General features: G+C 46.6%; 25 protein-coding genes. 21 read left to right on the top strand and 4 right to left on the bottom strand.

What is annotated here, in order from left to right; genetic code table 11:
- Positions 1 to 76 precede the first annotated feature (76 nt).
- Positions 77 to 1,657, bottom strand: coding sequence for a 4-alpha-glucanotransferase (gene malQ, locus B5M13_RS00495; RefSeq protein WP_080053800.1), 1,581 nt, complete (start codon positions 1,655 to 1,657; stop codon positions 77 to 79).
- A 323-nt stretch (positions 1,658 to 1,980) separates the two neighbouring features.
- Here malQ and atpD point away from each other — a divergent pair, with 323 nt between their 5' ends.
- The 4 genes from atpD (at position 1,981) to udk (ending at position 5,353) form a co-directional block, all read left to right on the top strand.
- Positions 1,981 to 3,507, top strand: coding sequence for a F0F1 ATP synthase subunit beta (gene atpD, locus B5M13_RS00490; protein ID WP_080053799.1), 1,527 nt, complete (start codon positions 1,981 to 1,983; stop codon positions 3,505 to 3,507).
- A 114-nt stretch (positions 3,508 to 3,621) separates the two neighbouring features.
- Entirely contained in the window at positions 3,622 to 4,257 is a 636-nt protein-coding gene (locus B5M13_RS00485; RefSeq protein WP_080053798.1) for a hypothetical protein, read from the top strand.
- 80 nt (positions 4,258 to 4,337) lie between these two features.
- Entirely contained in the window at positions 4,338 to 4,583 is a 246-nt protein-coding gene (gene atpC / locus B5M13_RS00480; RefSeq protein WP_080053797.1) for an ATP synthase F1 subunit epsilon, read from the top strand.
- A 152-nt stretch (positions 4,584 to 4,735) separates the two neighbouring features.
- Entirely contained in the window at positions 4,736 to 5,353 is a 618-nt protein-coding gene (gene udk, locus B5M13_RS00475; RefSeq protein WP_080053796.1) for a uridine kinase, read from the top strand.
- A 17-nt stretch (positions 5,354 to 5,370) separates the two neighbouring features.
- Here udk and B5M13_RS00470 read toward each other — a convergent pair whose 3' ends face one another.
- A complete protein-coding gene (locus tag B5M13_RS00470; protein ID WP_080053795.1) occupies positions 5,371 to 6,426 on the bottom strand; it encodes a 2Fe-2S iron-sulfur cluster-binding protein in 1,056 nt (351 codons plus the stop codon).
- 182 nt (positions 6,427 to 6,608) lie between these two features.
- Here B5M13_RS00470 and nadA point away from each other — a divergent pair, with 182 nt between their 5' ends.
- From nadA to B5M13_RS00435, 7 genes are all read left to right on the top strand, one after another.
- Positions 6,609 to 7,598: a quinolinate synthase NadA gene (gene nadA / locus B5M13_RS00465; protein ID WP_080053794.1), complete on the top strand. Its 990-nt coding sequence runs from the start codon at positions 6,609 to 6,611 to the stop codon at positions 7,596 to 7,598.
- A gap of 88 nt (positions 7,599 to 7,686) precedes the next feature.
- Positions 7,687 to 9,027 carry an AAA family ATPase gene (locus tag B5M13_RS00460; RefSeq protein ID WP_080053793.1) on the top strand — a complete coding sequence of 447 codons (1,341 nt, stop codon included), beginning with the start codon at positions 7,687 to 7,689 and terminating at the stop codon, positions 9,025 to 9,027.
- A 2-nt stretch (positions 9,028 to 9,029) separates the two neighbouring features.
- Positions 9,030 to 9,782, top strand: coding sequence for an HNH endonuclease family protein (locus B5M13_RS00455; RefSeq protein WP_080053792.1), 753 nt, complete (start codon positions 9,030 to 9,032; stop codon positions 9,780 to 9,782).
- Between the two features lie 3 nt (positions 9,783 to 9,785).
- Positions 9,786 to 11,378, top strand: a complete 1,593-nt coding sequence (gene nadB, locus B5M13_RS00450) for an L-aspartate oxidase (RefSeq protein WP_080053791.1) — start codon at positions 9,786 to 9,788, stop codon at positions 11,376 to 11,378.
- Positions 11,379 to 11,420: 42 nt separating this feature from the next.
- On the top strand, positions 11,421 to 12,794 hold the full coding sequence (locus tag B5M13_RS00445; protein WP_080053790.1) for a glutamine synthetase family protein: 1,374 nt from the start codon (positions 11,421 to 11,423) through the stop codon (positions 12,792 to 12,794).
- Between the two features lie 107 nt (positions 12,795 to 12,901).
- A complete protein-coding gene (locus B5M13_RS00440; protein WP_080053789.1) occupies positions 12,902 to 13,942 on the top strand; it encodes an aminoglycoside phosphotransferase/kinase family protein in 1,041 nt (346 codons plus the stop codon).
- Positions 13,943 to 14,042: 100 nt separating this feature from the next.
- Positions 14,043 to 14,630, top strand: a complete 588-nt coding sequence (locus B5M13_RS00435; protein ID WP_080053788.1) for an RNA polymerase sigma factor — start codon at positions 14,043 to 14,045, stop codon at positions 14,628 to 14,630.
- A 198-nt stretch (positions 14,631 to 14,828) separates the two neighbouring features.
- Here B5M13_RS00435 and B5M13_RS33205 read toward each other — a convergent pair whose 3' ends face one another.
- Entirely contained in the window at positions 14,829 to 14,993 is a 165-nt protein-coding gene (locus tag B5M13_RS33205; RefSeq protein ID WP_155297150.1) for a hypothetical protein, read from the bottom strand.
- Positions 14,994 to 15,029: 36 nt separating this feature from the next.
- Here B5M13_RS33205 and B5M13_RS00425 point away from each other — a divergent pair, with 36 nt between their 5' ends.
- The 10 genes from B5M13_RS00425 to B5M13_RS00380 all read left to right on the top strand — a co-directional run bounded on the left by B5M13_RS00425 (position 15,030) and on the right by B5M13_RS00380 (position 23,794).
- Positions 15,030 to 15,581 (top strand): periplasmic heavy metal sensor, encoded by a 552-nt coding sequence (locus B5M13_RS00425; RefSeq protein ID WP_080053786.1) that lies wholly within the window; start codon positions 15,030 to 15,032, stop codon positions 15,579 to 15,581.
- 48 nt (positions 15,582 to 15,629) lie between these two features.
- Positions 15,630 to 16,454: a YHYH protein gene (locus tag B5M13_RS00420; protein WP_080053785.1), complete on the top strand. Its 825-nt coding sequence runs from the start codon at positions 15,630 to 15,632 to the stop codon at positions 16,452 to 16,454.
- Between the two features lie 4 nt (positions 16,455 to 16,458).
- A complete protein-coding gene (locus B5M13_RS00415) occupies positions 16,459 to 17,013 on the top strand; it encodes a toxin-antitoxin system YwqK family antitoxin (RefSeq protein WP_170061070.1) in 555 nt (184 codons plus the stop codon).
- Between the two features lie 208 nt (positions 17,014 to 17,221).
- Positions 17,222 to 17,908, top strand: a complete 687-nt coding sequence (locus B5M13_RS00410; protein ID WP_080053783.1) for an SCO family protein — start codon at positions 17,222 to 17,224, stop codon at positions 17,906 to 17,908.
- Positions 17,909 to 17,981: 73 nt separating this feature from the next.
- Positions 17,982 to 18,830, top strand: a complete 849-nt coding sequence (locus B5M13_RS00405) for a TIGR01459 family HAD-type hydrolase (protein WP_080053782.1) — start codon at positions 17,982 to 17,984, stop codon at positions 18,828 to 18,830.
- Between the two features lie 202 nt (positions 18,831 to 19,032).
- Positions 19,033 to 19,272, top strand: coding sequence for an acyl carrier protein (locus tag B5M13_RS00400; protein ID WP_018617787.1), 240 nt, complete (start codon positions 19,033 to 19,035; stop codon positions 19,270 to 19,272).
- 93 nt (positions 19,273 to 19,365) lie between these two features.
- On the top strand, positions 19,366 to 20,616 hold the full coding sequence (fabF, locus tag B5M13_RS00395; RefSeq protein WP_080053781.1) for a beta-ketoacyl-ACP synthase II: 1,251 nt from the start codon (positions 19,366 to 19,368) through the stop codon (positions 20,614 to 20,616).
- A gap of 3 nt (positions 20,617 to 20,619) precedes the next feature.
- Positions 20,620 to 21,381, top strand: a complete 762-nt coding sequence (rnc, locus tag B5M13_RS00390; RefSeq protein WP_080053780.1) for a ribonuclease III — start codon at positions 20,620 to 20,622, stop codon at positions 21,379 to 21,381.
- Positions 21,382 to 21,630: 249 nt separating this feature from the next.
- Positions 21,631 to 22,077, top strand: a complete 447-nt coding sequence (locus B5M13_RS00385) for an Hsp20/alpha crystallin family protein (RefSeq protein WP_080053779.1) — start codon at positions 21,631 to 21,633, stop codon at positions 22,075 to 22,077.
- A gap of 193 nt (positions 22,078 to 22,270) precedes the next feature.
- On the top strand, positions 22,271 to 23,794 hold the full coding sequence (locus B5M13_RS00380) for a Do family serine endopeptidase (protein ID WP_080053778.1): 1,524 nt from the start codon (positions 22,271 to 22,273) through the stop codon (positions 23,792 to 23,794).
- An 85-nt stretch (positions 23,795 to 23,879) separates the two neighbouring features.
- Here the strand turns inward: B5M13_RS00380 and gmd are convergent, their stop codons facing one another.
- The gene (gene gmd, locus B5M13_RS00375; RefSeq protein ID WP_080053777.1) at positions 23,880 to 24,992 is read right to left on the bottom strand and encodes a GDP-mannose 4,6-dehydratase; all 1,113 of its coding nucleotides are present in this window, start codon (positions 24,990 to 24,992) and stop codon (positions 23,880 to 23,882) included.
- Positions 24,993 to 25,003: the final 11 nt, after the last annotated feature.

The following is a 25,003-nucleotide window of genomic DNA, read 5'->3' as shown; positions in this document are numbered from 1 at the left end:
GGGTTAGTGCCTATATAAGGTGTACATCCTATCTGCAGAGCGATATCGTCATGCGGACAGGACGTACACTACTTAGTTACGCCCTTCCTGCCATTTGGGTCAGTTTCAGCAATTTCTGAGCTACATTATCCGTCAGCTGGCCAGGTTGCAACCGCCATTGCCAGCTTCGGCCACCCAGTCCAGGTGTGTTCATGCGGTTCGATTCATCTAGATTCAAAATATCCTGCACCGGAAGAATCGCTAATCGGGCCACCGACTGCATGGTTAATCGGCAAATCTGATCGACAACATTTTTTTCCGTCACTTTCATGCCTACATAGTCATTGATGCGCTGTCGTTGCTCATTATTCGCTTCCCGAAACCATCCCAAGGTGGTATTATTATCATGCGTTCCCGAATAGACCACAAAGTTTTCGGTATGGTTATGCACAATATGGGTTGCGGTAGGCATGTCTTTCCCAAAACCGAACTGAAGCACCCGCATTCCCGGAATGCCATAATGCCGTAAATAGGGCTGTATTTCGGCGGCTTTGTCGCCCAAATCCTCGGCAATGATAGGCAGGTTTACAAATTGCCGATACATGGCCTTCATAAATGGTTCAATGGGAGCCTTCACCCACTGACCAACTTTGGCCGTAGGCTCATGTGCTGGAATTTCCCAATATTCGGCAAAACCTAAAAAATGGTCAAGCCGTGTCAGGCTATACAGCGACATTTGATGCCGGAGCCGGTGCATCCACCAGTCAAATCCGGTTCGCTCATGCTCGGCCCAGTCATAAATTGGATTGCCCCAGCGCTGACCATACTCACTGAAATAATCCGGGGGAGCCCCTGCTACAAATAAGGGCTGAAAGTTTTCATCCAGTTTAAACAGACCCGGATTGGCCCACACATCAACGCTGTTGAACTGAACATAAATGGGGATATCGCCAATCAAATGAATTTTCTTATCGAAACAATACGCCATTAGTTCATTCCACTGGCGCTGAAAAAAGTATTGCAGCACCTTGTTGGTCTCGATTCGCTCGTGTAGTAAGTCGGTCTGATGCGCTATCTCCTTAGAGTCACGCCGGACCAGTTCAACAGGCCACCGAATCCAGCTGGGTTCGCCAGTTTCCTCCTGCAAGGCAGTAAATAGGGCGTAATCGTCTAGCCAGCGTGTATTCCATCCGCAAAAACGGTCGTAATCGCTACGTTGTGCGGGACTGGCTTCGCGCAAAAACGTTTGAGCAGCCTGATAGAGTAAGGGACGTTTTTTGATCCAGGCCGCATGCATCGCATTGGGCGCCATCACAAGTGGACCCGCCAGAATCGGTGAATTCGTTCGATCCGTACTGGATGGCTCGGAGATGGTTACATCCTGAACCGGCTGCTCATTGAATATGGCCAGATCGTCAGGGCTAAGCAGCTTTTCGTCAGCCAGTTTTTCGAGGCTGATCATGAGTATATTACCAGCAAAAGCCGATGGGCTGCTGTATGGCGAAAAACCAGCTCCCGGATCGACGGGGGCCAGCGGCAGGATTTGCCAGTAAGTTTGTCCGGCGGCTTCCAGGAAATCGGCAAAACGGTAGGCCTCAGGTCCTAAATCTCCGATACCATGAGCCGAAGGCAACGATGTAATATGTAGTAATAAACCGCTTGAGCGTTGTTGAAGCATGTACGTTGAGTTGATAGAAGCGAGGAGTGATGAGCAAGGAGCAAGTTGTAAGAATGGCCCAGTCACGTAGGTAATACGGCCGTATAGATTCTCACTCCTCGCTCCCCGCTCCTAACTCCCAACTCCTGTTGGCTTGTTTTTGTACAAATCTGCTTACGTTAATTTTTGTTTATGATTTTTCGTAAAAAGCTTATTGCCAATAACCTTCCCTAACAAATCATTCCGAAAATGAGCGGCCTGATTCTTGACCTTACGCGGTTTTTCTCCTACTTTTGCAGTCCCAAACAAAGGGCAACTTTTCAATAAAGCAATACCACATACAAATGAGTAAGGCAACGGTAGTCAATACAGGTAAGATTACGCAAATAATCGGGCCGGTTGTGGACGTGAGTTTCGAAGGTGAAGGCACCCGGATTCCCGCCATTCTGGACGCTCTCAAAGTAACGAAAACCAATGGGCAAGAGGTAATTCTGGAAGTTCAGCAGCACCTCGGCGAAGACCGCGTTCGGGCTATCGCTATGGACTCAACCGACGGCTTATACCGTGGCTTAGATGTAATTGACCTGGGCACTCAAATCACCATGCCAGCCGGTGAAGGTATCCGTGGACGGCTGTTCAACGTAGTAGGCGAGGCCATCGACGGTATCCCACAACCTCAGTCGAAAGGCGCTGGTCTGCCTATTCACCGGGGTGCTCCCAAATTTGAGGATCTGGCCACATCGACCGAAGTCCTCTTTACAGGTATCAAAGTAATTGACCTGCTTGAGCCTTACGCCAAAGGGGGTAAAATTGGTCTGTTCGGTGGTGCCGGTGTAGGCAAAACCGTATTGATTCAGGAATTGATTAACAACATCGCGAAAGCGTACTCGGGTCTGTCGGTATTTGCCGGTGTGGGTGAGCGTACCCGCGAAGGAAATGACCTGCTCCGTGAAATGATCGAAGCCGGTATCATTAAATACGGTGAGGCTTTCAAACATTCGATGGAAGAAGGCGGCTGGGACCTGACCAAAGTAGATACCGAAGAACTGACTAAAAGCCAGGCTACTTTCGTATTCGGTCAGATGAACGAACCACCGGGAGCCCGTGCACGGGTGGCTCTGTCGGGTCTGACCATTGCCGAGCACTTCCGCGATGGTGATGGCGAAGGCGCTGGTCGTGATATTCTGTTCTTCGTTGATAACATTTTCCGATTTACCCAGGCTGGTTCGGAAGTATCGGCTCTGCTGGGCCGGATGCCATCGGCCGTAGGCTACCAGCCAACGCTGGCTACCGAAATGGGTGTCATGCAGGAGCGTATCACCTCGACCAAACGGGGTTCGATCACGTCGGTACAGGCCGTTTACGTACCAGCCGATGACTTGACTGACCCAGCTCCAGCTACCACCTTTGCTCACCTGGATGCTACCACCGTATTGAGTCGTAAAATCTCCGAGCTGGGTATCTACCCTGCCGTTGACCCACTCGACTCAACTTCCCGGATTCTGACCGCCGAAATCCTTGGCGACGAACACTACAACACCGCTCAGCGTGTGAAGCAGATTCTGCAACGCTACAAAGAATTGCAGGACATCATCGCCATCCTGGGTCTGGAAGAACTTTCGGAAGAAGATAAACTGGTCGTTGCCCGCGCTCGTCGTGTACAACGCTTCCTGTCGCAGCCGTTCTTCGTGGCTGAACAGTTCACTGGTCTGAAGGGTGTACTGGTTCCGATTGAAGATACCATTAAAGGTTTCAATGAAATCATTGACGGTAAATGGGATCATCTGCCTGAGGCTGCGTTCAACCTTGTCGGTACCATCGAAGATGCAGTAGCGAAAGGTGAACGAATCATGCGGGAAGCTGGTCAGTAACCATAAATTTAATGGTTCGAGCCTACAGTTAATTTAATGGTTAATTAACCGTAGGCTCGAAACGAAAACCTGTTCCTCAAGTCTAATAGTTGCAATCAAACTACATTCTTGATTATGAAAACGATTCGATTGAGCGCAGGTATCGTTCTACTGCCATTAACCCTCTTAACAGTCCAGGTAGCATCGGCTAACGATGGAACACCCATTGCTAAAACAACCTCTGTTATTCTGGTACAGGACAATACTGTGTTGGCCCATCTAGACAATGCAGTAGCCTCACTTACCAAAGGCGATAAGTCAGCTACGACTCAGGAATTACAGGCTGGCATTACCGGGCTGGAATCTCAGGCACAAACGCAGCCGACATCCTTTAAGGATAAGCTATTAGCTCAGGCAAGCAAATTAAAAGCCTTACTTCCATTGATACCGACAGGCGCTTTGGGTAACGGTGTGCTGAGTAAAGCCGTCAGTTTAGCTAAACTTGCGTCGGGCGGCAGTCAACTCGAAGGGATTTTGGCAGCCGGCTCGTTGCTTGGCAAAGGCAGTCAGCTAACCAGTGGGTTGTCCGGTATTGGTGGTGCTCTGTCGGCATTGGGCGGTAGTACTCAATCGTCAGGTCAGTCACTGGTATCCACAGCGCTGGCAACGGTTGGCAAGCTCGATCAGGGCGGTCTGGTAGCCAAAGCCGCTGAACCTGCCGCCAAGACCCAGGTAAGCAGTGTATTGAATTTCGTAAAAGGAGTCTTATAAGAGATGTATGATGTATGAGATATGATGTAAGTTTGTAGCTTATCATATTTCATACATCATACATCATACATCTTTTTTGTATGACATTAGATATCATCACTCCCGACCGTAAGGTCTTTTCTGGTGAAGCGAGTGCCGTTACGTTTCCCGGCAGCGAAGGCCAGTTTCAGGTGCTCAACAACCATGCAGCGATGGTGAGTACGCTGGACCGGGGGCTAATCGTGGTACAGACCACATCCGGGCAGGAAACATTTACTGTCGATGGCGGTGTCGTTGAAGTACTTCAGAATAAAGTGCTTGTACTGGCCGAATCCATTACAGCATAAAACCCATTCTATAAGCGTGCAATAAACCCCGCTTAACCTTCATCGAAAGCGTCCTGTTTGTCATAAACGGGTCGCTTTCTTTGTGTTGATGCCTTCTGGGCTTTTTCGTTTCGCTCATTCCTGTTTTCTTTGTTTGTATTCGTAACTTCATCATGAACTCAAAACCATTTATTGTCGGTATTACGGGCGGCAGCGCTTCCGGCAAAACCTCATTTCTGAAAGACATCCTAAATGCGTTTGACGAAGATGAAATTTGTCTGATTTCACAGGATAATTATTACCTCAGCCGGGATTTGATACCAGTCGATGACCAGGGTATTCATAACTTCGACCTACCCGAAACGATTGACCATCACCTCTACGCACAGCACATCGGCCAGTTGCATAATGGAGAGATTATAACGCAGAAGGAATACACGTTCAATAATCCATCTATTGTTCCTAAGATACTGACCTTCAAACCCGCACCGATTATTATTGTTGAAGGCATTTTTGTCTTTCATTTCCGCGAACTGGCCGACCAGATGGATTTAAAAATCTTCATCGACGCGAAAAACAGCATTAAACTTGAACGGCGAGTAAAACGCGATGCCGAAGAACGCGGTTACGACCTCGATGATGTAATGTACCGCTGGAAGTATCACGTAAAGCCAACCTACCGGCAATTCATCAAACCCTACCGCGCCGAAGCCGACATTGTTATTCCCAATAACCATCATTACAAAAAAGGGCTTGACGTAGTCATTGCCTATTTGAAAACAAAGGTATAAGGTGGTGCCTCACCACCTTATACCTCAATCACAACTCCATCACTCTCAGGATACCCCGTACAGGTCAGTACCCAGCCATCGGCCAGGTCGTGGTCAGTGAGTACGTCATTGATCGTCATGTGGACCCGTCCCGACAGGCAATGAGCTGCACAGGTCGAACAGCGCCCGCCCCGACAGCTATAGGGCAACATAACCCCTTCGTCTAAGGCCGCCTGTAAGATCGACTTGTAGGCAGGCACCTGAATTTCTATCTCTCTTCCATGAAAACGAAGCAATACCGTTCGGTCTTCTGCCACAATGGGCGGTGGGGCAATAACAACCGGCTCAACCAAGAAATTTTCGCGTCGGATCTGGCTTAGCTGAAATCCGCTGAAGATGAGCGTAAACTGCACCATACGCATATAATCGCCGGGGCCACAGATATAAAATCGGAGGGTATCGGGATTGGAACCGCCAAGTAATGTCGGAAGCAGTCGCTCAAGCATGACATTATTCAATCGACCACGGAGCCCTTCCCAATTGTCTGTCGGATTGCTCAGCAGGTGAAATATCCGAAATCGCTCAGGAAATGTTTGCTGTAAACCTGCTAAGGCTTCGTTGAAAATAATTCGTCGCTCGGTCGAGTTGCTATAGAGCAACGTTACCCTTCGGCCGGGCTCATTATACAATGCTTGTTTCAGCAAGGCAAAGAGCGGTGTGATACCACTGCCAGCACCAATTAACACCAGATCGCCACGCTGATTCGCATCCAGCGTAAATCGACCGGCCGGATGCAGACTCGTCAGCGCATCGCCAACCCGAAGTGTATCATGCAGATAGCGTGAGATTTCACCGTTTTCTACCCGCTTAATGGTCAGTTGCAACGGTTCGCCCGGAATCGAACTCAGCGAATACGACCGACGGACTTCGTGAGTATTCGTTCCTCTATCGCGGTGCGTAAGTAACAACGTCAGAAACTGTCCAGGCTGATAGTCAACCGATCGGCCGTCGACAGATTCAAGTATATAACTTCGGGTATCGTCCGTTTCGGAAATGATACGAACAATGCGAAGTTGCAACAAATCGTCAGTCATATAGTCTTAATCCTATACGTCAAAACTAATCAAATCAGGACGATTGTTTGAAAGCCCAAACGATTTCCTGAAATTCGTCGGCCAGTCCGCCGTTGCAGTGGATTCGGCATTGTTATGGTTTCACGCAGTGACATTTTCAATCCAACCGTTGTTTAGATTAAAAAACCGAGCATACACTACCAATGGAAGCACTCCTGGAAGAAGTTCAACGAGTCGGGTACGTCAATAAGCCCGTTGCTGAAGATATAGATTTAGTGGCCGAAATCAATCGGCTAAAAAAAGAGAAGAATGCCGTCATTCTCGCCCACTACTACGTTGATGGCGCCATTCAGGATTTAGCCGATTACATTGGTGATAGCCTGGGACTAAGCCAGCAGGCAGCGGCCACTCCTGCCGACATGATTGTGTTCTGCGGAGTCCATTTCATGGGCGAAACGGCGAAGATTCTTTCTCCCCAAAAGAAAGTCGTCATTCCCGATCTCAATGCCGGTTGCTCCCTGGCCGATTCCGCCCCAGCTGATAAATTTGCCGCCTTCAAAGCGCAATACCCCGACCACATCGTTCTGTCGTACATCAACTGCTCAGCCGACATCAAGGCGCTATCCGACATTATCGTCACCTCGTCGAATGCGCTGAAAATTGTGGAAAGCCTGCCGAAAGATCAAAAAATTATTTTCGCTCCCGATGCCAATCTGGGCCGCTACATCTCGAAAAAAACGGGCCGCGATATGGTACTTTGGGATGGTGCCTGCATCGTTCATATTGATATTTCACTCGAAAAACTTCATAGGCTACGGACTGAGTATCCAGACGCTAAATTTATCGCCCATCCCGAATGCCAGGAGCATATTTTGAGCGAAGCCGATTATGTGGGTTCTACGACGGCCCTGTTGAAATACGTAGTCGATAGTCCAGAGCAGACCTTCATTGTCGGAACGGAAGCGGGTATTCTGCACAAGATGAAACAGGCCGTACCGCATAAGAAAATTATTCCAGCTCCTGCCAGCCAGAACAATACCTGCGCCTGTTCCGAATGCCCATACATGAAGATGAATACGCTCGAAAAAGTGTACAATTGCATGCTCTATGAACAACCGGAAATCATTGTACCGGAAGATGTTCGCCTGAAAGCCTATGAATCCGTAGCGCGGATGCTGGAACTGAGCAAGTGAACAAATGTCAACTAGCATAATAAGGAGATTGAAAACTAATTGCCACAATTAGTTTTCAATCTCCTATTCTAAGCTTTAATAAACAGATATGGCTAATGAACAAAATATAACATCTGTGTATTTTAGATCATTATCGCTACGAGACATAAAATGTTTCAAAGGTGACAGTCTAATAAAGCTATCTAACAGGCAAGGTGAGCCTTCCCTTTGGACAGTCTTACTGGGGAATAATAACACAGGGAAAACTACGGCTATCAAAATTTTTGCAGCATTATCATACCCAGAAATACTTGCAGAATATCTAAGCAAATATAATTTAAAAAAATACAGCAGTCTGTTAAGAAGGAACGGGAATTTCAATTTCAATACACAAGTATTTTATAATTGGCTATCTAATAGTCAGAATAGACCTATGATAGGTCCTAACTTATTCTTTCCTTTTTTCGATTATAGCCTTTATATAAAAAGGATAAAAGAAAGAATAGATTTGAATAGTTTTGATTTAAAGAAAAATATAGCAGTCACTGATTATATTTTGAACAGTTTATTAAATTATCAAAACAATTTGACCATATATGCCTATGGCATTCAAAGAAGAATATCAGATATAAGCTTATCTGAAGCTTCACACGTTCACCCGACGGCTAACTTATTTGAGAGTGCAGAATTATTAAATGTTGAGGAGTGGATATTGCAGACGGATTACGCCACAAAGATTGGTAATGAAATAAATCGTAAAAAAGCCAAAACTCAATTTGCTAGGATTAAACATTTAATAGTCGACAGTCAAATATTGCCTGATATAAAAAATATAAGAATAAATTCCTCTGAAGACTTACAATCCTATGTTGAAGTAAATGTCAGTCAAAGTTGGGTGAAATTAAAAGATTTAGGGTACGGTTATCAAGCAACTATGGCTTGGGTAACAGACCTTGCCAAGCGAATGTTCGACCGTTATCCTGATCTTGAAAACCCTCTTCATGGGCCTGCTATTGTACTCGTTGATGAAATTGATCTTCACCTTCATCCAGAGTGGCAACGTAAGATTATCAAATATCTCAGTGATTTATTCCCCAATACCCAATTTATTGTCACGGCACATAGTCCATTAATTGTCCAGTCGGCCGAGAATGTCAATCTGATAATGCTGGAAAAAGACGACGAAACGGGTAGCATCAACATTCGTCAGCAATTTGGTTCCTTTCAGGGTTGGACAGTTGAAGAGATTCTGCGAGAATTGATGGATATGGGTGAGAAAACGCGGTCGGATCGTTATCTGGAGTTGATGCGGCAGTTTGAAGATGGACTATTAGCAGAGGATTACAACATCGTCAAGACCGCTTATGATGAATTAGATAAAATACTGTCGCCTTCGAGCCATCAGCGAAAAGTTTTGCAAATCCAAATGTCATCGCTGATTCCAGTCTGAAAATGATTCGATTAAAGCGTACAGACCCGCCGATAGAAATGACAGCAGACTGGATTATAGATCAGACTGCTAGATTTATTGCGAACAAAGAAATAAGAGTCTGGAATGTCGACTTTTTAAAGAAAGCTTTGCTTGACATGTCAGGTAATAAGTGCGCTTATTCAGAAATTCGATTACAGGAAGAAGGGAAGCTTATGGAAGTTGAGCACTTCCTCCCTAAAGCTTTGTATCCTGATCAGGTTTTAGACTGGAATAACCTTCTACCGTCCAGTCGTCATTGTAACAATGCAAAACGTGAACGAGACCCAAGTAGCATTCCGATTGTAAACCCAATCGATGACGAGCCTAAAGAGCATTTTTATATGCTTGACTATACGCTATTTGGTCGGACTCAAAAAGGTAAAAACGCCGTCATTGTCCTAAAATTAAACGACGACGAACACCTAGTCACCCCTCGCCGGGAAATTGGAATGGCTGTGCGAACAGAATTGTACCGACAATATGAACAAGTACATCGGCTGGCTGCTGATGGCCTTACCCCAAGCGAAGGTTTACGAATTACCGCTTCTCTCGAAAATTTAATGAAGCAGGGCATGCCCAAAGAACCTTACAGCGCTACAGTGGCAACCACAGTACTTGACGATCCACATTATCAATATATTAAAGACTTTTTAGCGACTAACAACTTGTGGTCTGAAGACTTACCCGCTTTAGAAGCAGAACTTGTTCGTTTACGACTAGACACCAAACTTTAATCAATGCCCCATCAATTTGATTTTCTGGTTATCGGCTCCGGTATTGCGGGCCTTAGTTATGCCACCAAGCTGGCAATGCATTTTGAAAAGGTAGAACAGCCCGTTCGCATCGGTGTTATCACCAAAGTACAGGCTGAAGAAACAAATACGAAGTATGCTCAGGGCGGCATTGCGGCCGTTTGGTCGGAAGATGACTCGTTCGAGAAACACATCGAAGACACAATGATAGCGGGCGATTTTCTGAGCAACCGCCACATTGTTGAGATTGTGGTACGCGAAGCACCCGGCCGTATTCAGGAGCTGATCGACTACGGCACCCGCTTCGACAAAGAGCACGGCGGTACCGATTACGATCTTGCCAAAGAAGGCGGTCATTCTGATTTTCGGATTCTTCATTTCAAAGACATTACCGGTGCCGAAATTGAACGGGCTCTGCTCGAAAAAGCGGCCTCGCTGAAATCAATTGAAATCTTCACGCATTTCTATGCCGTTGAGCTCATTACACGACATCAACTGGGCGAAACGGTTCACCGCTACGATACCGACAACAAATGCTTTGGCGCTTATGTACTGAACACCCAAACGGGTAAAGTCGAGCGGTTTCTGGCTAAAACTACCTTGCTGGCAACGGGTGGCATTGGCAACATTTACCAAAGTACCACCAACCCCAGCATCGCCACCGGCGACGGCATTGCGATGGCTTACCGGGCGAAAGGCATTTGTAAAGACATGGAGTTCATCCAGTTCCATCCGACGGCTCTGTATGAACCAGGCAAAAAACCGAACTTCCTGATTTCAGAAGCCGTACGGGGTTTTGGCGGAGTTCTCCGTAACAAAAAGGGTGAAACGTTCATGGAAAACTACGACCCTCGCCTGTCGCTGGCACCGCGCGATATTGTGGCCCGGGCCATTGACTCCGAAATGAAAAAAGCAGGGGATTCGCACGTTTATCTGGATGTGACCCATTGCGACTATGAGAAGTTTATTGAGCATTTCCCAACCATCACCGCCTATTGCCGTGATCGCCTGGGTCTCGATTTACGAAAAGATTATATCCCCGTTGTTCCGGCCCAGCATTACCTGTGTGGCGGTATTCGTGTGAACGAATGGGGCCAAACCAACATCCAGTTTCTGTACGCAGTCGGTGAATGTTCCTGCACAGGTTTGCATGGCGCTAACCGTCTGGCATCCAATTCATTGCTGGAGGCAGTTGTCTTTGGGCACCGTGCCTACGAAAAAACGGTCGAAATGCTTAGTCAGGCTGTTACACCAAATACGATTCCTGAATGGAACGATGCAGGTACAACCCATCCTGAAGAACTGGTTCTGGTCACTGAGATGAAAAAAGAGCTGGAATCCATCATGTCGAACTATGTAGGTATTGTTCGCTCAAACCGCCGTTTAAAACGGGCTATGGATCGCCTGGAGCTAATCTATCTCGAACACGAAGAACTATACCGTCAATCGAAAGTGTCGGTTCCGATCTGCGAGCTTCGAAATATGATTGAGGTGGCTTATCTCGTAATCAAAATGGCGATGGCTCGTCGCGAAAATACCGGACTACATTTTAATCTGGACAATGTAAAAGCGGAATAAGAATTGCCTTATAGGTAACAATTTGCCGAATTTCCCACATTCATGGACCAGCAAGCCATCATCGACTTCATCAAGCAAAGTGAAAGCCCCAAAATTAAGTATGCCTTTACAGACATCGACGGCGTACTCCGGGGCAAAATTATTCATCGACAAAAATTTCTGGACGGGCTGGACGATGGCTTCGGCTTTTGCGACGTAGTTTGGGGGTGGGATTCGTCTGATACCCCTTACGACAATGGCCATACCACAGGCTGGCATTCGGGCTATCCCGATGCGCCGGTTCGGATTGATGTATCGACATTTCGGCAACTCCCCTGGCAGGATAATATTCCGTTTTTCCTGGCCGATTTCAGTTCTAAAGCTGGGCAGGAACCAAACGCATATGCCTTAGCATCCTGCCCTCGCAGTTTACTAAAACGAATTGCTGAGCAATGCCAGCAAATGGGCTTTCATGCCCGATTTGCACAGGAGTTCGAATGGTTCAATTTTCGCGAAACGCCCCGCAGCCTACAGGAAAAATCGTTCCTGAACCTGGAGCCCCTTACGCCCGGTATGTTTGGTTACTCCATCCTGCGTCCTTCGCTCGAAAGCGCTTTTTATCATGACCTGTTCGACTTATTAGCCCGTTTCGACATTCCGCTGGAAGGGCTGCATACCGAAACCGGGCCTGGCGTTTACGAAGCGGCTATTATGCACGATGAGGTTGTTCGGGCGGCCGATAAAGCGGTACTATTTAAAACGGCAGTTAAAGAAATTGCCTATCGACATGGCATTGTCGCTACGTTCATGGCAAAATGGAACGCCGATCTACCGGGTTGTAGCGGCCACATTCACCAAAGCCTCTGGAGTCTGGATCAGAGCCGAAACCTATTTTTTGATGCCAGCCAGCCGAATCAGATGAGTGAATTGATGCAACAGTTCATGGCTGGTCAATTGTATTGTTTGCCCCATATTACACCCATGTTTGCCCCGACCATCAATAGCTACAAACGGCTGGTGGAGGGGGCCTGGGCACCAACGACCATTACCTGGTCGGTAGATAATCGAACAACGGCACTTCGGGTATTAAACCACAAGGAAGCTTACACACGCGTAGAACATCGGGTGTCGGGATCGGATACGAATCCCTATCTGGCAATTGCGGCTTCGCTGGCTTCCGGTTTGTACGGTATTCGACATAAGTTAACGCTCGACATCCCCGCTTCGGTTGGCAATGGCTACGCAGATAAACGAAATGGTATCCTGCCGACAAATCTGGACGAAGCGACTCAGGCGATGGCCCGCTCGCCCGTGGCAGCTGAACTGTTTGGAGCTGAATTTGTTGACCACTTTACACGCACCCGAAACTGGGAATGGCGACAATATCTTCGCCAGGTCAGCGATTGGGAGCTGAAGCGGTATTTTGAAATAATTTAATCTGTAGAGACGCATGCTTGGCGTCTCCTGTGCGTCAGCCTGAGCCGTCTGGCAAGTAAGCCGTTCGGTCAGGAGACGCCAAGTATGGCGTCTCTACAACCATTACAATGCGTCTCGTAGATTATCATTCTATTATAAAAAAAGCCTGGGCTGATTTCGACCCATCGGTGCAGATTCATACCATTGAGGACATCAGCGCCCGCGTTTCGACCAACCACGTTTTTAGGGTACGGTTTGAAGATGGTGGGCATATTATTGCCAAACTGTCTTATTTCGGTAAGCACGAACACTTTCTGGAAGATCACCGGATCATTCACGCACTGGCCAATAACTTACTCTACCCGTTCGAAAATGTGCTAGCCAAATCATTAGTGCGCGACGGTCAGGTTTATACGTATCGGTACAAAAACGGCTATATAGATGCCTGGGTTGTTTTTTATAATCCTATTCGTATTCAGCAAAAGCTTCCCCGACGCCTGGAAGAGCATCAAATTCAGATGCTGGGTCGTCAAATTGCCAAATTTCACAAAGCCTGTTCACGAGTTAGCCCGGTTTTGCCCAAATCCAGCAAAACGCTTCGCTCCGATATTTGGGACTTGCTGGACTTATTGGACACAGAAGCCGGGCAGTTTGAGCACCGAATGCACGTTGAGGAGCTAAAACGGCAGGGTAACCTTTTTCTGGAAAATCGTCAGAAGCTCGTAGCCGGTATTGTTGAAACTATGCCCGTGTTTGTGGACTGGAACATTGGGAATTTTTCGGTAACCCCCAACTTCGAATTATATTCACGCTGGGATTACGACTGGTTCAGAGTGAGTTACCGGGTTATGGATTTTTATTTTTTCAGCCGGGTTGTCTCCAATGTCGGTGACCGAACTGTATTTAGTTACGTCATAGGTCCATTGATGGAAGAACGGTTCCTGCTATTTTTAAAGGAGTATCATGCCGTATATCCGCTGACGGAGAACGAAATTCGTTTCCTGCCCGAAGCTTATCGGTTTTTTATACTCAACTACGTCATAAAATACGGTCGCTACTTCTTCCATCGAACGTATGCCACCAAATTGCAGCGCGAAGCATACCAGACCTATTTCCCATCCATCGAAACCTTCGACGCGGAAAAAATTCTGAAAGCGCTGGGCATTTAAGATCATTTAGTTGTCATTGATGGTCATTTATTGGATGCACAACGAATGACAAACAATGGCTATCAATGACAACTAAATGGCTATCGCTCTCTAACGCTCAATGCCTGCTCTGACCGACCTTTCAGCCTTGATTGAATCGATCCGGCAAGGGGACGAAACGGCTTTCCGGCAGCTATACGAACTTACCAAAAGTCGTATATTCAATACCGCCCTCAGTTACGTTCGTTCCCGTGAAGATGCCGAAGAGATCACGCAGGACGTTTTCGTCGATGTATTCCGCTCAGCAAGCCAGTTCAAAGGAGATGCAACGGTTACAACCTGGCTTTATCGAATAACGATTAACAAGTCCCTCGATTTTCAGAAGCGAAAAAAGCGGCAGAAACGGTTTGCCTTTCTGACTAGTTTGTTCGATAGCACTACGGGCGAAGCCCTCCACCACCCTACCGACTTTTTTCATCCCGGTATTGCTCTGGAAAATCAGGAAAATGCCTCCCGGCTATTTCAGGCCATTGATCAATTGCCCGACAAACAAAAAACGGCGTACATTCTGACCCGTATTGAGGGATTAACGAATATTGAAGCAGCCAGCGTTATGACCGTAACTGTTGGAGCTGTTGAATCACTGCTCCAGCGAGCCAATGAAAATCTGAGAAAACGGCTGGCCAGCTGGTATTTATCGAGCCCGTGAAGCAGGTTTTCAACGCCCCTGCCGAAACTTACTCTATAACTCTACTATTTTTACTCAGTAGGCGTAGGAATCAAAACGCTTTGTCGTCTGTCTTCGTATGAAACCAGAAAAAGATAAATGGATCAATAGTGTACTGAATAGCCTGGAAGGTATGCAACGGGCGGAGCCCAGTCCGTTTTTGTTCGCTAAAATTCAACATCAACTAGCGTCCAGAAAGAGCCCGGTATACATACCTGCCCGAACGGTGTGGCTCACGATAGCTTCTTTCGCCTTACTACTACTACTCAACTGGCGAATCATCGACAGTCGTTCAATGCCAAAAACAAACGATACATCCGATTTGAATACTGTTGTATCAGGCATGCAATTGTATCCGTCTACCAATCAACCGTATGATTTATGGAGCGGACAAAACTACTAACCTTCTCCGTTATTGCTCTACTTCTACTCAATTTGCTGACTATTGGCTTTGTCGTGCTTAAATCAGGCCAATTTTTTCCGTCTGAGCAACCTCGAGGTCCATTTCCCCGTCGGGAAGAGCCAGCACGTATTATTATTGAGCGACTCCATTTCGACGAAGCGCAACAGGAGCAATACCGGGAAATGATAAGGCAGCATCAGCAGCAAACCCAGCAGTTGAACGATAAGTCCGCTCAGCTATTCCAGGCCTATTACGACTTATTGACCACATCGCAGCCCGATTCGGCAAAGCAGCAAGTGTTGGCTCAACAGATTGCCGACAACCAGCGACACCTGGCAGAACTCAATTTCGCCCATTTTAAGCAAATCAAAGCCTTGTGTCGGCCCGACCAGCAAGCTGACTTTCTACAACTGGTCGATGAACTTGCCCGGCTTTTTGGCCGGCAGCAGCGCCCACCAAGAGGCCCTGACCACGAGCCGCCGGGCGGTCGTCCTGATGGGCCTCCTGAAAATTTTCCGCCCCGGCCGTAGGAATGCATGAAATGTATCGTCTAAGCTGGTAATTAACGACTAATTACCATGAACAGAGCCAACGCATTTACTACCCTGATTCTATCTTTTGGTATACTGACATTCATTAGCTGTACTAAGAACGACGACTCCGTCAGCCCAACTAACTCAGGTTCTACGTCGGGAACCAGTAGTACCACAACAGCCACGGGTAGTACAACTACGTCGATAGGTACGGGTGTACCCGATGTATTCAAAAAGATTTATGGAGCCACCAGCATTACAACCGATGGCACGTATGTCTACATAAAAACATCTGGTACGCCCGATCACAAGAGTATTTATTACACTACGTCAAGCAGCCTGTACGAAAATTTTACCGGGACTACCTTCGGCGGGAACAAGTTTTCCAAAAATCCGAATTCTATTGCCGCTCAGAATTACACCTTTAAAATTCCGCTGAATCCTAAAGTAGCCTCTTCGCATTCGGCGACCAATCTAGGGCCTATTGGGGTGTCGTTGAATGGAGTGGCCTTTTTCAACCAATATGCTGGCCCTAACCAGCCCCTGACGAATGAAGTTGTCTCGTTTGATCAATGGTGGGGGCATCCTTCGCCAAGCAGTGAATACCACTACCACGTAGAGCCATTATATCTAACTACCGTTAAAGGGACTAAATCGGCACTATTAGGCTTTTTACTGGATGGCTTTCCGGTTTACGGGCCAGAAGAAAACGGAGCTACGGTAGCTGCTTCCTCATTAGATGCCTACCATGGACATACACATGCTACGGCCGATTACCCGAACGGCATCTATCACTATCACATTACCTCAAGCGATCCGTACATCAACGGCAGTGGCTATTATGGTACGCCCGGAACAGTTTCTAAATAAGTTAATGTGTATTGCTCTTCTGTGGCTGGCTTCCTGTTCGGGACATGTAGCATCCGACAAGTTGCCAGCCTTTGAAGCAACCACTGTACATGTGCACTGGCAAAATGGCCTGGCCGTTGAAAATAATCATCCCTTTACGGGCATGGTTTATACGCTTGCGGAGAACAAAAAAGACACCGTTGAGATCGTTGGGTTTCGAGATGGGAAAGAACAGGGTGAATGGAAACGCTTCTACGAGAATGGCAAACTAGCCGAAAAGCGATTCTTCAATAAAGGTCAAAAAGTGGGTGACTTAACCGCCTGGTGGCCAGATGGTAGCCTGAGAATGGCTTACCACTTCGCAAACGGTGAATACAACGGAGTTTGCCGGGAATGGGGCTCAACAGGCTTATTGCTTAAAGAAATGACTTACAAAGATGGCTATGAAGAAGGCTCCCAAAAGCAGTTTTACGACAACGGAAAAATAAAGGCCAACTATGTCATGATTGCTGGGAAACGATACGGTTTATTGGGTACCAAAAACTGCGTAAACGCGACGGATAGTCTGTTCAAGCTATAACCTATACTTTTTTTTCGGCTTTCGTCAAAGTGAACTAGACTAATCTATCAGAACGACATGTTTGAAGGCAGCTACAAAGAGTGGTTTCCCAACGAGAAATTATTCAGGAACATGCACTACAAAAAAGGGCAGGAATCAGGCCTTCAGTAAAGTTGGTATACCACTGGCAAAATAAAAACCAATTACATCATCAAAGACGACAGGCGTTATGGCTTATTGGGCACCAAAAACTGTAAAAACGTTTCGGACAGCATTTTCAAAAAATAGCCTGATTGTGGTAGCTATTCTAACGGTAGCCTGCCAGAGTGATCCGGTTCAGCACCTGCCGTACTACAACACCCCCGACTTCAGCCCAATTTTCCTCGATTCCCAGCAGGATACGGCTCGAAAAGTGCCACACACGATTGGTAACTTTTCATTCACCGACCAGAACGGAGCCACTACTACCCAGAAAGTGATTGAAGGTAAAATTCACGTAGCCGACTTTTTCTTCACATCCTGCGGAGCCATATGCCCCAAAATGACCAGACACATGCAGCTAGTCGAAAAGGCATTCCCAAATGATGATAATCTGATTTTGTTGTCTTACAGCGTTACCCCCTGGATTGATAGCGTTGCCCGGCTAAAAACCTACTGCCAGACAAATGGCATCCAGGCTAAAAACTGGCATTTCTTAACCGGTAACAAATCGGAAATATATCAGCTTGCCCGTCAGTCGTATTTTGCCGAGGAAGAGCTGGGTTTTAGTAAAGACAGTACGAATTTTCTGCATACCGAACATTTCTTACTGGTCGATAAGTACAAACGCATTCGGGGTATTTACAATGGCACGCTTGAGCTTGAAATGCAGCAACTTATAGCCGACATTAGGACGTTGAAAAAAGAAACAGATTGAAAATTCGGCTTGTATTGTATTTTTACGAATAATATATAGGTGGCTTGGGGCTACACTATTATTTTATTCCTTTATGCAACTTACTGATTTCAAGACCGTAGCGGCTAACTATAAAGTTATTTTCTTCGATGCGTTCGGCGTTTTGAAAAACTCAGAAGGGATTTTACCAGGCATTGAAAAAACCTTCGACTGGCTTCGGGAAACCGGTAAAGATTTTTACGTTCTGACCAACGATGCGTCACGAGGGCCTCACGAACTGGCCGAATCCTACTATCGGCAAGGATTCTACGCCATTACCCCTGAGCGCATTATCTCGTCGGGGATGCTTGCCCGCGAATACCTCGATCTGAAAGTACATAATGGAACTGTTGCCTACCTAGGCACTGAAAAATCAGCCCATTATCTGCAAACAACGGGGTTAACCACACTCCCTATCAGCCACCTTGACCTGAAAGACATCGACGATATTAATGCGCTTGTTCTGCTCGACGACGAGGGTTTCGACTGGAATACCGATCTGACTAAAACCGTCAATCTGCTCCGAAAGCGAAACATTCCCGTTATTGTAGCTAATACGGATGCAACTTATCCTGTTTCAAAAAACCGCATTTCCATAGCCATTGGCGCAGTAGCCAAAATGATTGAAGGTATAGTAGGCAAGCAATTCATTCGATTCGGCAAGCCCGACGCGCAACTGTTTATGTTCGCCTATGAACGGCTCGACAATGCAGCCAATATTAGTAAACGGGATATTCTGATGGTAGGCGACACCTTAAAAACGGATATTCTGGGCGGTAATAAATTTGGACTTGATACCGCTTTGGTCTTAACTGGAAACACGCAACCACAGGATGTTGAAGTACAGATTAGGAGTACAGGAATTATTCCTACTTACGTCTGCAAATCGGTAGTTATACGGTAAACTTTGCTAGATTTTGTCGATTTATGGCTTTTTATGATAGACAGTTCATTGACCATTTTTTCACTAATAACGAACTGTTTATCAAAAACATAGAATAATTAGAGCCGCTATACGAAACGATTTACATCCTAAAAAATTGTTTGATAATACCAAGGTAAATACGTTTCTTTGCGCAGTTTTTTAACTAGAACAGACTACGAAAATGTCGGACATTGCACAAAAAGTTAAGAATATCATTGTTGAGAAACTAGGTGTTGAAGAATCAGAAGTTACGCCGGAAGCAAGCTTCACCAACGATCTTGGTGCCGATTCGCTTGATACGGTTGAGCTGATCATGGAATTTGAAAAAGAGTTCAATCTCCCTATCCCAGACGATGAGGCTGAAAAAATCTCTACGGTTGGTTTAGCTATCGAATATCTCGAAAAACACATCGGCAAATAAGTCGTAGCCGAAAGCAATTTAGTTCCTGAAAGCCAGCGCCAACATAAACCAGCTTGGCGTTGTTTTTCTTTTTCATTACGCAGTCTAATCTGTATGACATTCAAGCGAGTAGTAGTGACCGGCCTCGGTGCGTTGACACCCATTGGCAATGATGTAACCACTTATTGGAACAACTTGGCCGCCGGTGTAAGCGGGGCCGGTCCCATTACGAAGTTTGACGCCAGCAAGTTTCGTACGCAATTCGCCTGCGAAGTAAAAGGACTGGACGTTTCTCAATACATTCCGCGGCAGGAAGCCCGTAAGATGGATGCATTTACGCATTATGCACTCATCGCTACCGATGAAGCTGTTCGGGATGCCGGATTAAATCTCGATACGCTTGATAAAAATAAAGTCGGTGTTATCTGGGGATCAGGTATTGGCGGTCTTAAGTCCTTCGAGGATGAGATGATTGACTACGCCAAAGGCGACGGTACGCCCCGCATCAACCCCTTCTTTATTGTCCGCATGATTGCCGACAGTGCATCGGGGCAAATTTCGATGCGCTACGGATTCCGGGGAACCAACTATGTAACTGTTTCGGCCTGCGCGTCAACCAATAATGCCATCATTGACGCCTTCAACTACATCCGGTTGGGTCGGCTCAATATGTGTGTAGTTGGTGGCTCAGAAGCGGCCGTTACAAAAGCTGGTATTGGTGGCTTCAATGCCAATCGGGCTTTATCAGAACGAAACGATTCCCCTCAAACAGCTTCACGCCCTTATGACAAAGATCGCGACGGGTTTGTCATGGGCGAAGGCGCAGGGTCCATCATTCTGGAAGAGTATGAACATGCTCAGGCTCGGGGCGCTAAAATTTATGCAGAGTTAATTGGTGGTGGTATGTCGTCGGACGCTTATCATATTACCGCTCCGCACCCTGAAGGATTAGGCGCATTTCTGGGCATGCAGGATGCCTTGAATGATGCGGGTATTGCACCAGAAGAGATTGACTACATCAATACGCACGGTACGTCAACCCCTATTGGCGACCCGCAGGAATTGAAAGCGATTCATCAACTGTTTGGTGAGCATTCATTCAAATTGAATATTAGCTCAACTAAATCTATGACTGGTCACCTGCTAGGTGCTGCCGGGGCCGTTGAAGCAATCGCGTGTATTAAAGCATTGGAACACCAAATCGTTCCGCCGACAATTAATCACTTCACCAACGACGATGAAATTGATCCGCGCTTCAATTTAACCTTCAATGTGGCTCAGGCTCGTCCGATGACGACCGTTATGAGCAATGCATTTGGATTTGGAGGCCACAATGCCATCGTCATTTTCCGTAAACTTAGCTGAGTCGTGCAACTCGCTTTGCCACGTAGTTTATTCAATCCCCTCGCGTGGTTCCGATCTGGCCACAAAGATCCGCGTAAAAATTTACGCCGGTCCATTGGTCATATCATTGGGGCTCGTCCGTCCAATCTAGGGCTATATCAACTGGCACTGCGTCATACATCTGCTTCAAAAGCCACAGCGATTGAAGGGTTTCGAGAATCGAATGAACGATTAGAGTATTTAGGCGATGCCGTTCTGGGGATGGTTATTGCTGAGTTTCTATTCAAAAAATACCCCTACAAAGACGAAGGCTTCCTCACCGAAATTCGCTCTCGGATTGTCAACCGCGAGACGCTGAACGGAATTTCCCGCAAGATCGGCCTCGACCAGCTCATCGAATACGACGGAAGCCGCACACGAAGTCTTCCCGCCCGTACGTCTATGTATGGCGACGCGCTCGAAGCGTTGGTTGGTGCTATTTACCTGGATAAAGGCTTCCGCTTTTCCCGTCGGTTTATCCTCAAAAACTTACTATCTCATTACGACATTGAGTCGGTCGTTCAGAACAACGGAAATTTTAAAAGCCGTCTGATCGAATGGGCGCAACGCGAAGGTAAAGAGATCCGCTTTGAGATTGTCTCCGAAAAAGGTAATAGCCACTTCCGCGAATTTATTGCTCAGGTACTTGTTGATGATGAGCCATTCTCGACAGGTAGCGGCTACAGCAAGAAAAAAGCTGAACAGGCAGCCGCTGAAAAAGCATTTGAGCTGCTGGCCATCAAATAAAGTCATCTTGACTCCCCAATTTGTCTTGATTCGCTAACTCGAAAGGTGGGCGCTGTCTGAGTAAGCCAACCGACGTTGATTTGGCAATTCTGTCATTTTTCTGGTCAACTTGTCTGGAAATAACTTCCGTTGATCGCCCAGAAAATGTCAAAATGACCGGATTTGTTATGATTTTTCTATTGGCATGTCGTTTGAAAAAGGTTAACTGAATCAGTTAATATATCGTCTAACACAAAACCAAAGAAAGTCATGAGTACGTTAGTGCGCACGAACAGCAACTTTCCGTCGTTGATCGAAAACTTTTTTGGCCGCGATGTGAACGACTTTTTTAACACAAGCCACTCTGCCTTCACCTATGTTCCGGCAGTAAACGTAGCCGAGCATCCGGATGGTTTTCGAATTGAGGTAGCAGCACCTGGTTTAAAGAAAGAAAACTTTAAGCTGCACCTAAACCACAATAACCTGACTATTTCAGGGTCGCAGGAAACCAAAACGGAAGATTCGGAGAAGCCTGCTGAAAAGTATACGCGTCGGGAATTTAGCTATTCTTCGTTTCAGCGGACGTTCACCCTACCGACCTCCGTTGATGCTGATAGGATTCAGGCAACCTACACGGATGGTATTTTGAAAATTGACATTCCGAAACGCGAAGAGGCCAAAGTAAAACCACCTCGTCAAATTGAAATCGGTGGTTAATCCAACTTTAATAAAAAGCCTGTGGGAAAATCTTACAGGCTTTTTACTAACTTAAAGGCCCTTTAACAAAGCCCTGTTAAATTTTGTTAAGGACACACATTACCCGGATTTTTCAGAAGCCCTTTCCGTTATACAGGCAGAGTAAACAATAATTCTAACACAAAAAGAAAGCAATTAGATTTCCCAATCAATCATGAAAAGCAACTGGAAATTAATAGCGTTAATAGCTCTATTTTCGAGTGGCATAACGCTGGCCGCTTACCACCTGTTGGGTTTCAACAACCGGGACGTGATTTTTAACGAATCGTCGCCTATTCAGGCGATCACGGGTCGTCTGGCATCGATGCCAGGGGGACCTACCGCAGCTCCGGGCGATTTCTCGACTGCTGCTGAAGCTGTAACACCAACGGTTGTACACATTCGGACTACAATGACCCGCACTGTACGTCAGCAACAAGTTCCTGATATTTTCCGGGAGTTCTTTGGCGACGACGCATTTGGTGGTGGTCAGCGGCAACCTCGCCGACAACAAGGACAGGCTTCGGGCTCAGGGGTAATCATCAGTAAAGATGGTTATATCGTTACGAACAACCACGTAGTACAGGATGCCGACGAGGTCGAAGTAATTATGACCGACAAGCGCAGCTTTAAAGCGAAAGTTATTGGTACTGACCCACTTACCGATCTAGCAGTCATTAAAGTAGACGCTAACAACCTGCCTGCCATTACGCTGGGCGATTCAGACGCTCTAAAATTGGGCGAATGGGTACTGGCAGTTGGTTACCCTCTTGATCTGGAATCGACGGTAACGGCTGGTATCGTGAGCGCTAAAGGACGTCGGATTGGTATCCTGGATCAGAACATCAATAAAAATGATGCAAAACCTGATTCGCCGGTTGAAGCGTTTATCCAGACGGATGCCGCTATCAACCCTGGTAATTCGGGTGGTGCTTTGGTAAACCTGCGTGGTGAACTGGTTGGTATTAACTCAGCGATTGCTTCGGCAACAGGTTATTACAGCGGCTATGGCTTCGCCGTTCCTGTATCGCTGGTTAAGAAAGTATCAGCCGACTTGCTGAAATACGGCAACGTGCAACGCGGTTATATTGGTATAATGCCAATTGAGCTGAACAGCACGGTCGCTAAAGAGAAAAACGTTAAAGTTGGCCGTGGTATCTATGTTGATCAGGTTGTTGACAATGGTGCTGCTGAAGCTGCTGGCCTGAAAAAAGGTGACGTTATTACCAAAATGGAAGGTCAGCCATTGGATTCAGATGCTCAGATGCGCGAAATCATCGGTCGTCGTCGTCCAGGTGATGTTCTGACTGTAACTGTTAACCGTGATGGCACCGAGCGTGACTTTAAAGTAGAGCTTCGCAACCGGAATGGTGGTCGTGACATTATCAAGAAAACCGATATTACGCCATCGGCCACTTCGCTGAACTCGCTGGGCGCTCAATTTGAAGATCTGTCGGCTCAGGATGCCAAACAGTTAGGTATTAGTGGTGGTGTTCGGGTGAAGAAAATCACCGATGGTAAACTAGCCGAAACGGATGTAGAAGAAGGGTTCATTATCGTAAAAGCAAACGGTAAAAACGTTAAAACGACAAAAGACCTTCAATCCATCATGTCGACTGTAAAAGAAGGGGAAGGCTTAATGCTGATTGGCATGTATCCCAACAGTTCGCGGATGTACTACTACGCAGTGCCTGTATAAATAAAAGCATAAACGGCGTAAAGGAAAACGGGCAAAAGGATTAACAACCCTTTTGCCCGTTTTCCTTTACGCCGTTTATTTAATTCTACTCGTAATAATTCAGAATCTGGTGCCCGCTTCTGGCAAGAAGCTGATCGCGACGGAAGAGGTCAATATCAGCCGTCATCATATCTTTCACAAGAGCAGGTAAATCATATTTAGGCTGCCAGTTCAATTTTGTCATTGCCTTGGTTGGATCGCCAAGCAGCAGATCCACTTCGGTTGGCCGGTAATAGCGAGGATCAATGCAAACAACAGCTTTACCGATTTCAACCGGGAAGTCAGGATTCGTTGAACTAACCACAGTACCAACTTCAGCATCGCCTTCACCGGAAAAAGCTAGCTCAACACCAATTTCGGCGAACGCCATCCGAATAAAATCTCGAACGCTGGTCGTTACACCCGTAGCGATAACGTAATCTTCGGGTTTGTCCTGTTGCAGAATCAGATACATGGCCTCTACGTAATCCTTGGCATGACCCCAGTCACGCAGCGAATCCAGATTTCCCATATATACTTTATCCTGCAAGCCTAAACCAATACGGGCAACGGCACGGGTGATTTTACGCGTCACGAAGGTTTCACCCCGTAGTGGCGATTCGTGGTTAAACAGAATTCCGTTGCAGGCAAACATATCGTACGCTTCCCGATAGTTAACCGTAATCCAGTAGCCATATAGTTTAGCAACTGCATAGGGAGAGCGAGGATAGAATGGTGTTGTTTCTGATTGAGCGTGTCCCTGAACCCCACCATACAACTCAGATGTAGAAGCCTGATAAATGCGTGTCTTTTGGGTTAAGCCCAGCAAACGAACAGCTTCCAGAATCCGTAGCGTTCCGATACCATCCACCTGAGCCGTATATTCGGGCTCATCGAAACTTACCCGCACGTGCGACATAGCGCCGAGGTTGTAAATCTCGTCAGGTTGTACCTCCTGAATAATTCGAATGACATTGGTCGAATCAGAAAGATCACCGTAATGGAGTTTCAGGTGTACTTTCTTCTCATGCGGATCTTCATACAGGTGGTCGATCCGTTGCGTATTGAATAACGAGCTACGGCGTTTGATACCATGTACTTCATATCCTTTTGCTAACAATAACTCTGTTAAATAGGCACCGTCCTGCCCTGTAATCCCGGTAATTAACGCTTTTTTCATAAATTCTTACA

It is taken from the genome of Spirosoma aerolatum, from assembly GCF_002056795.1.
GTDB lineage: Bacteria > Bacteroidota > Bacteroidia > Cytophagales > Spirosomataceae > Spirosoma > Spirosoma aerolatum.
Note: the sequence above shows the minus strand (reverse complement) of the source record. Positions and strands in the feature narration are given on the sequence as shown.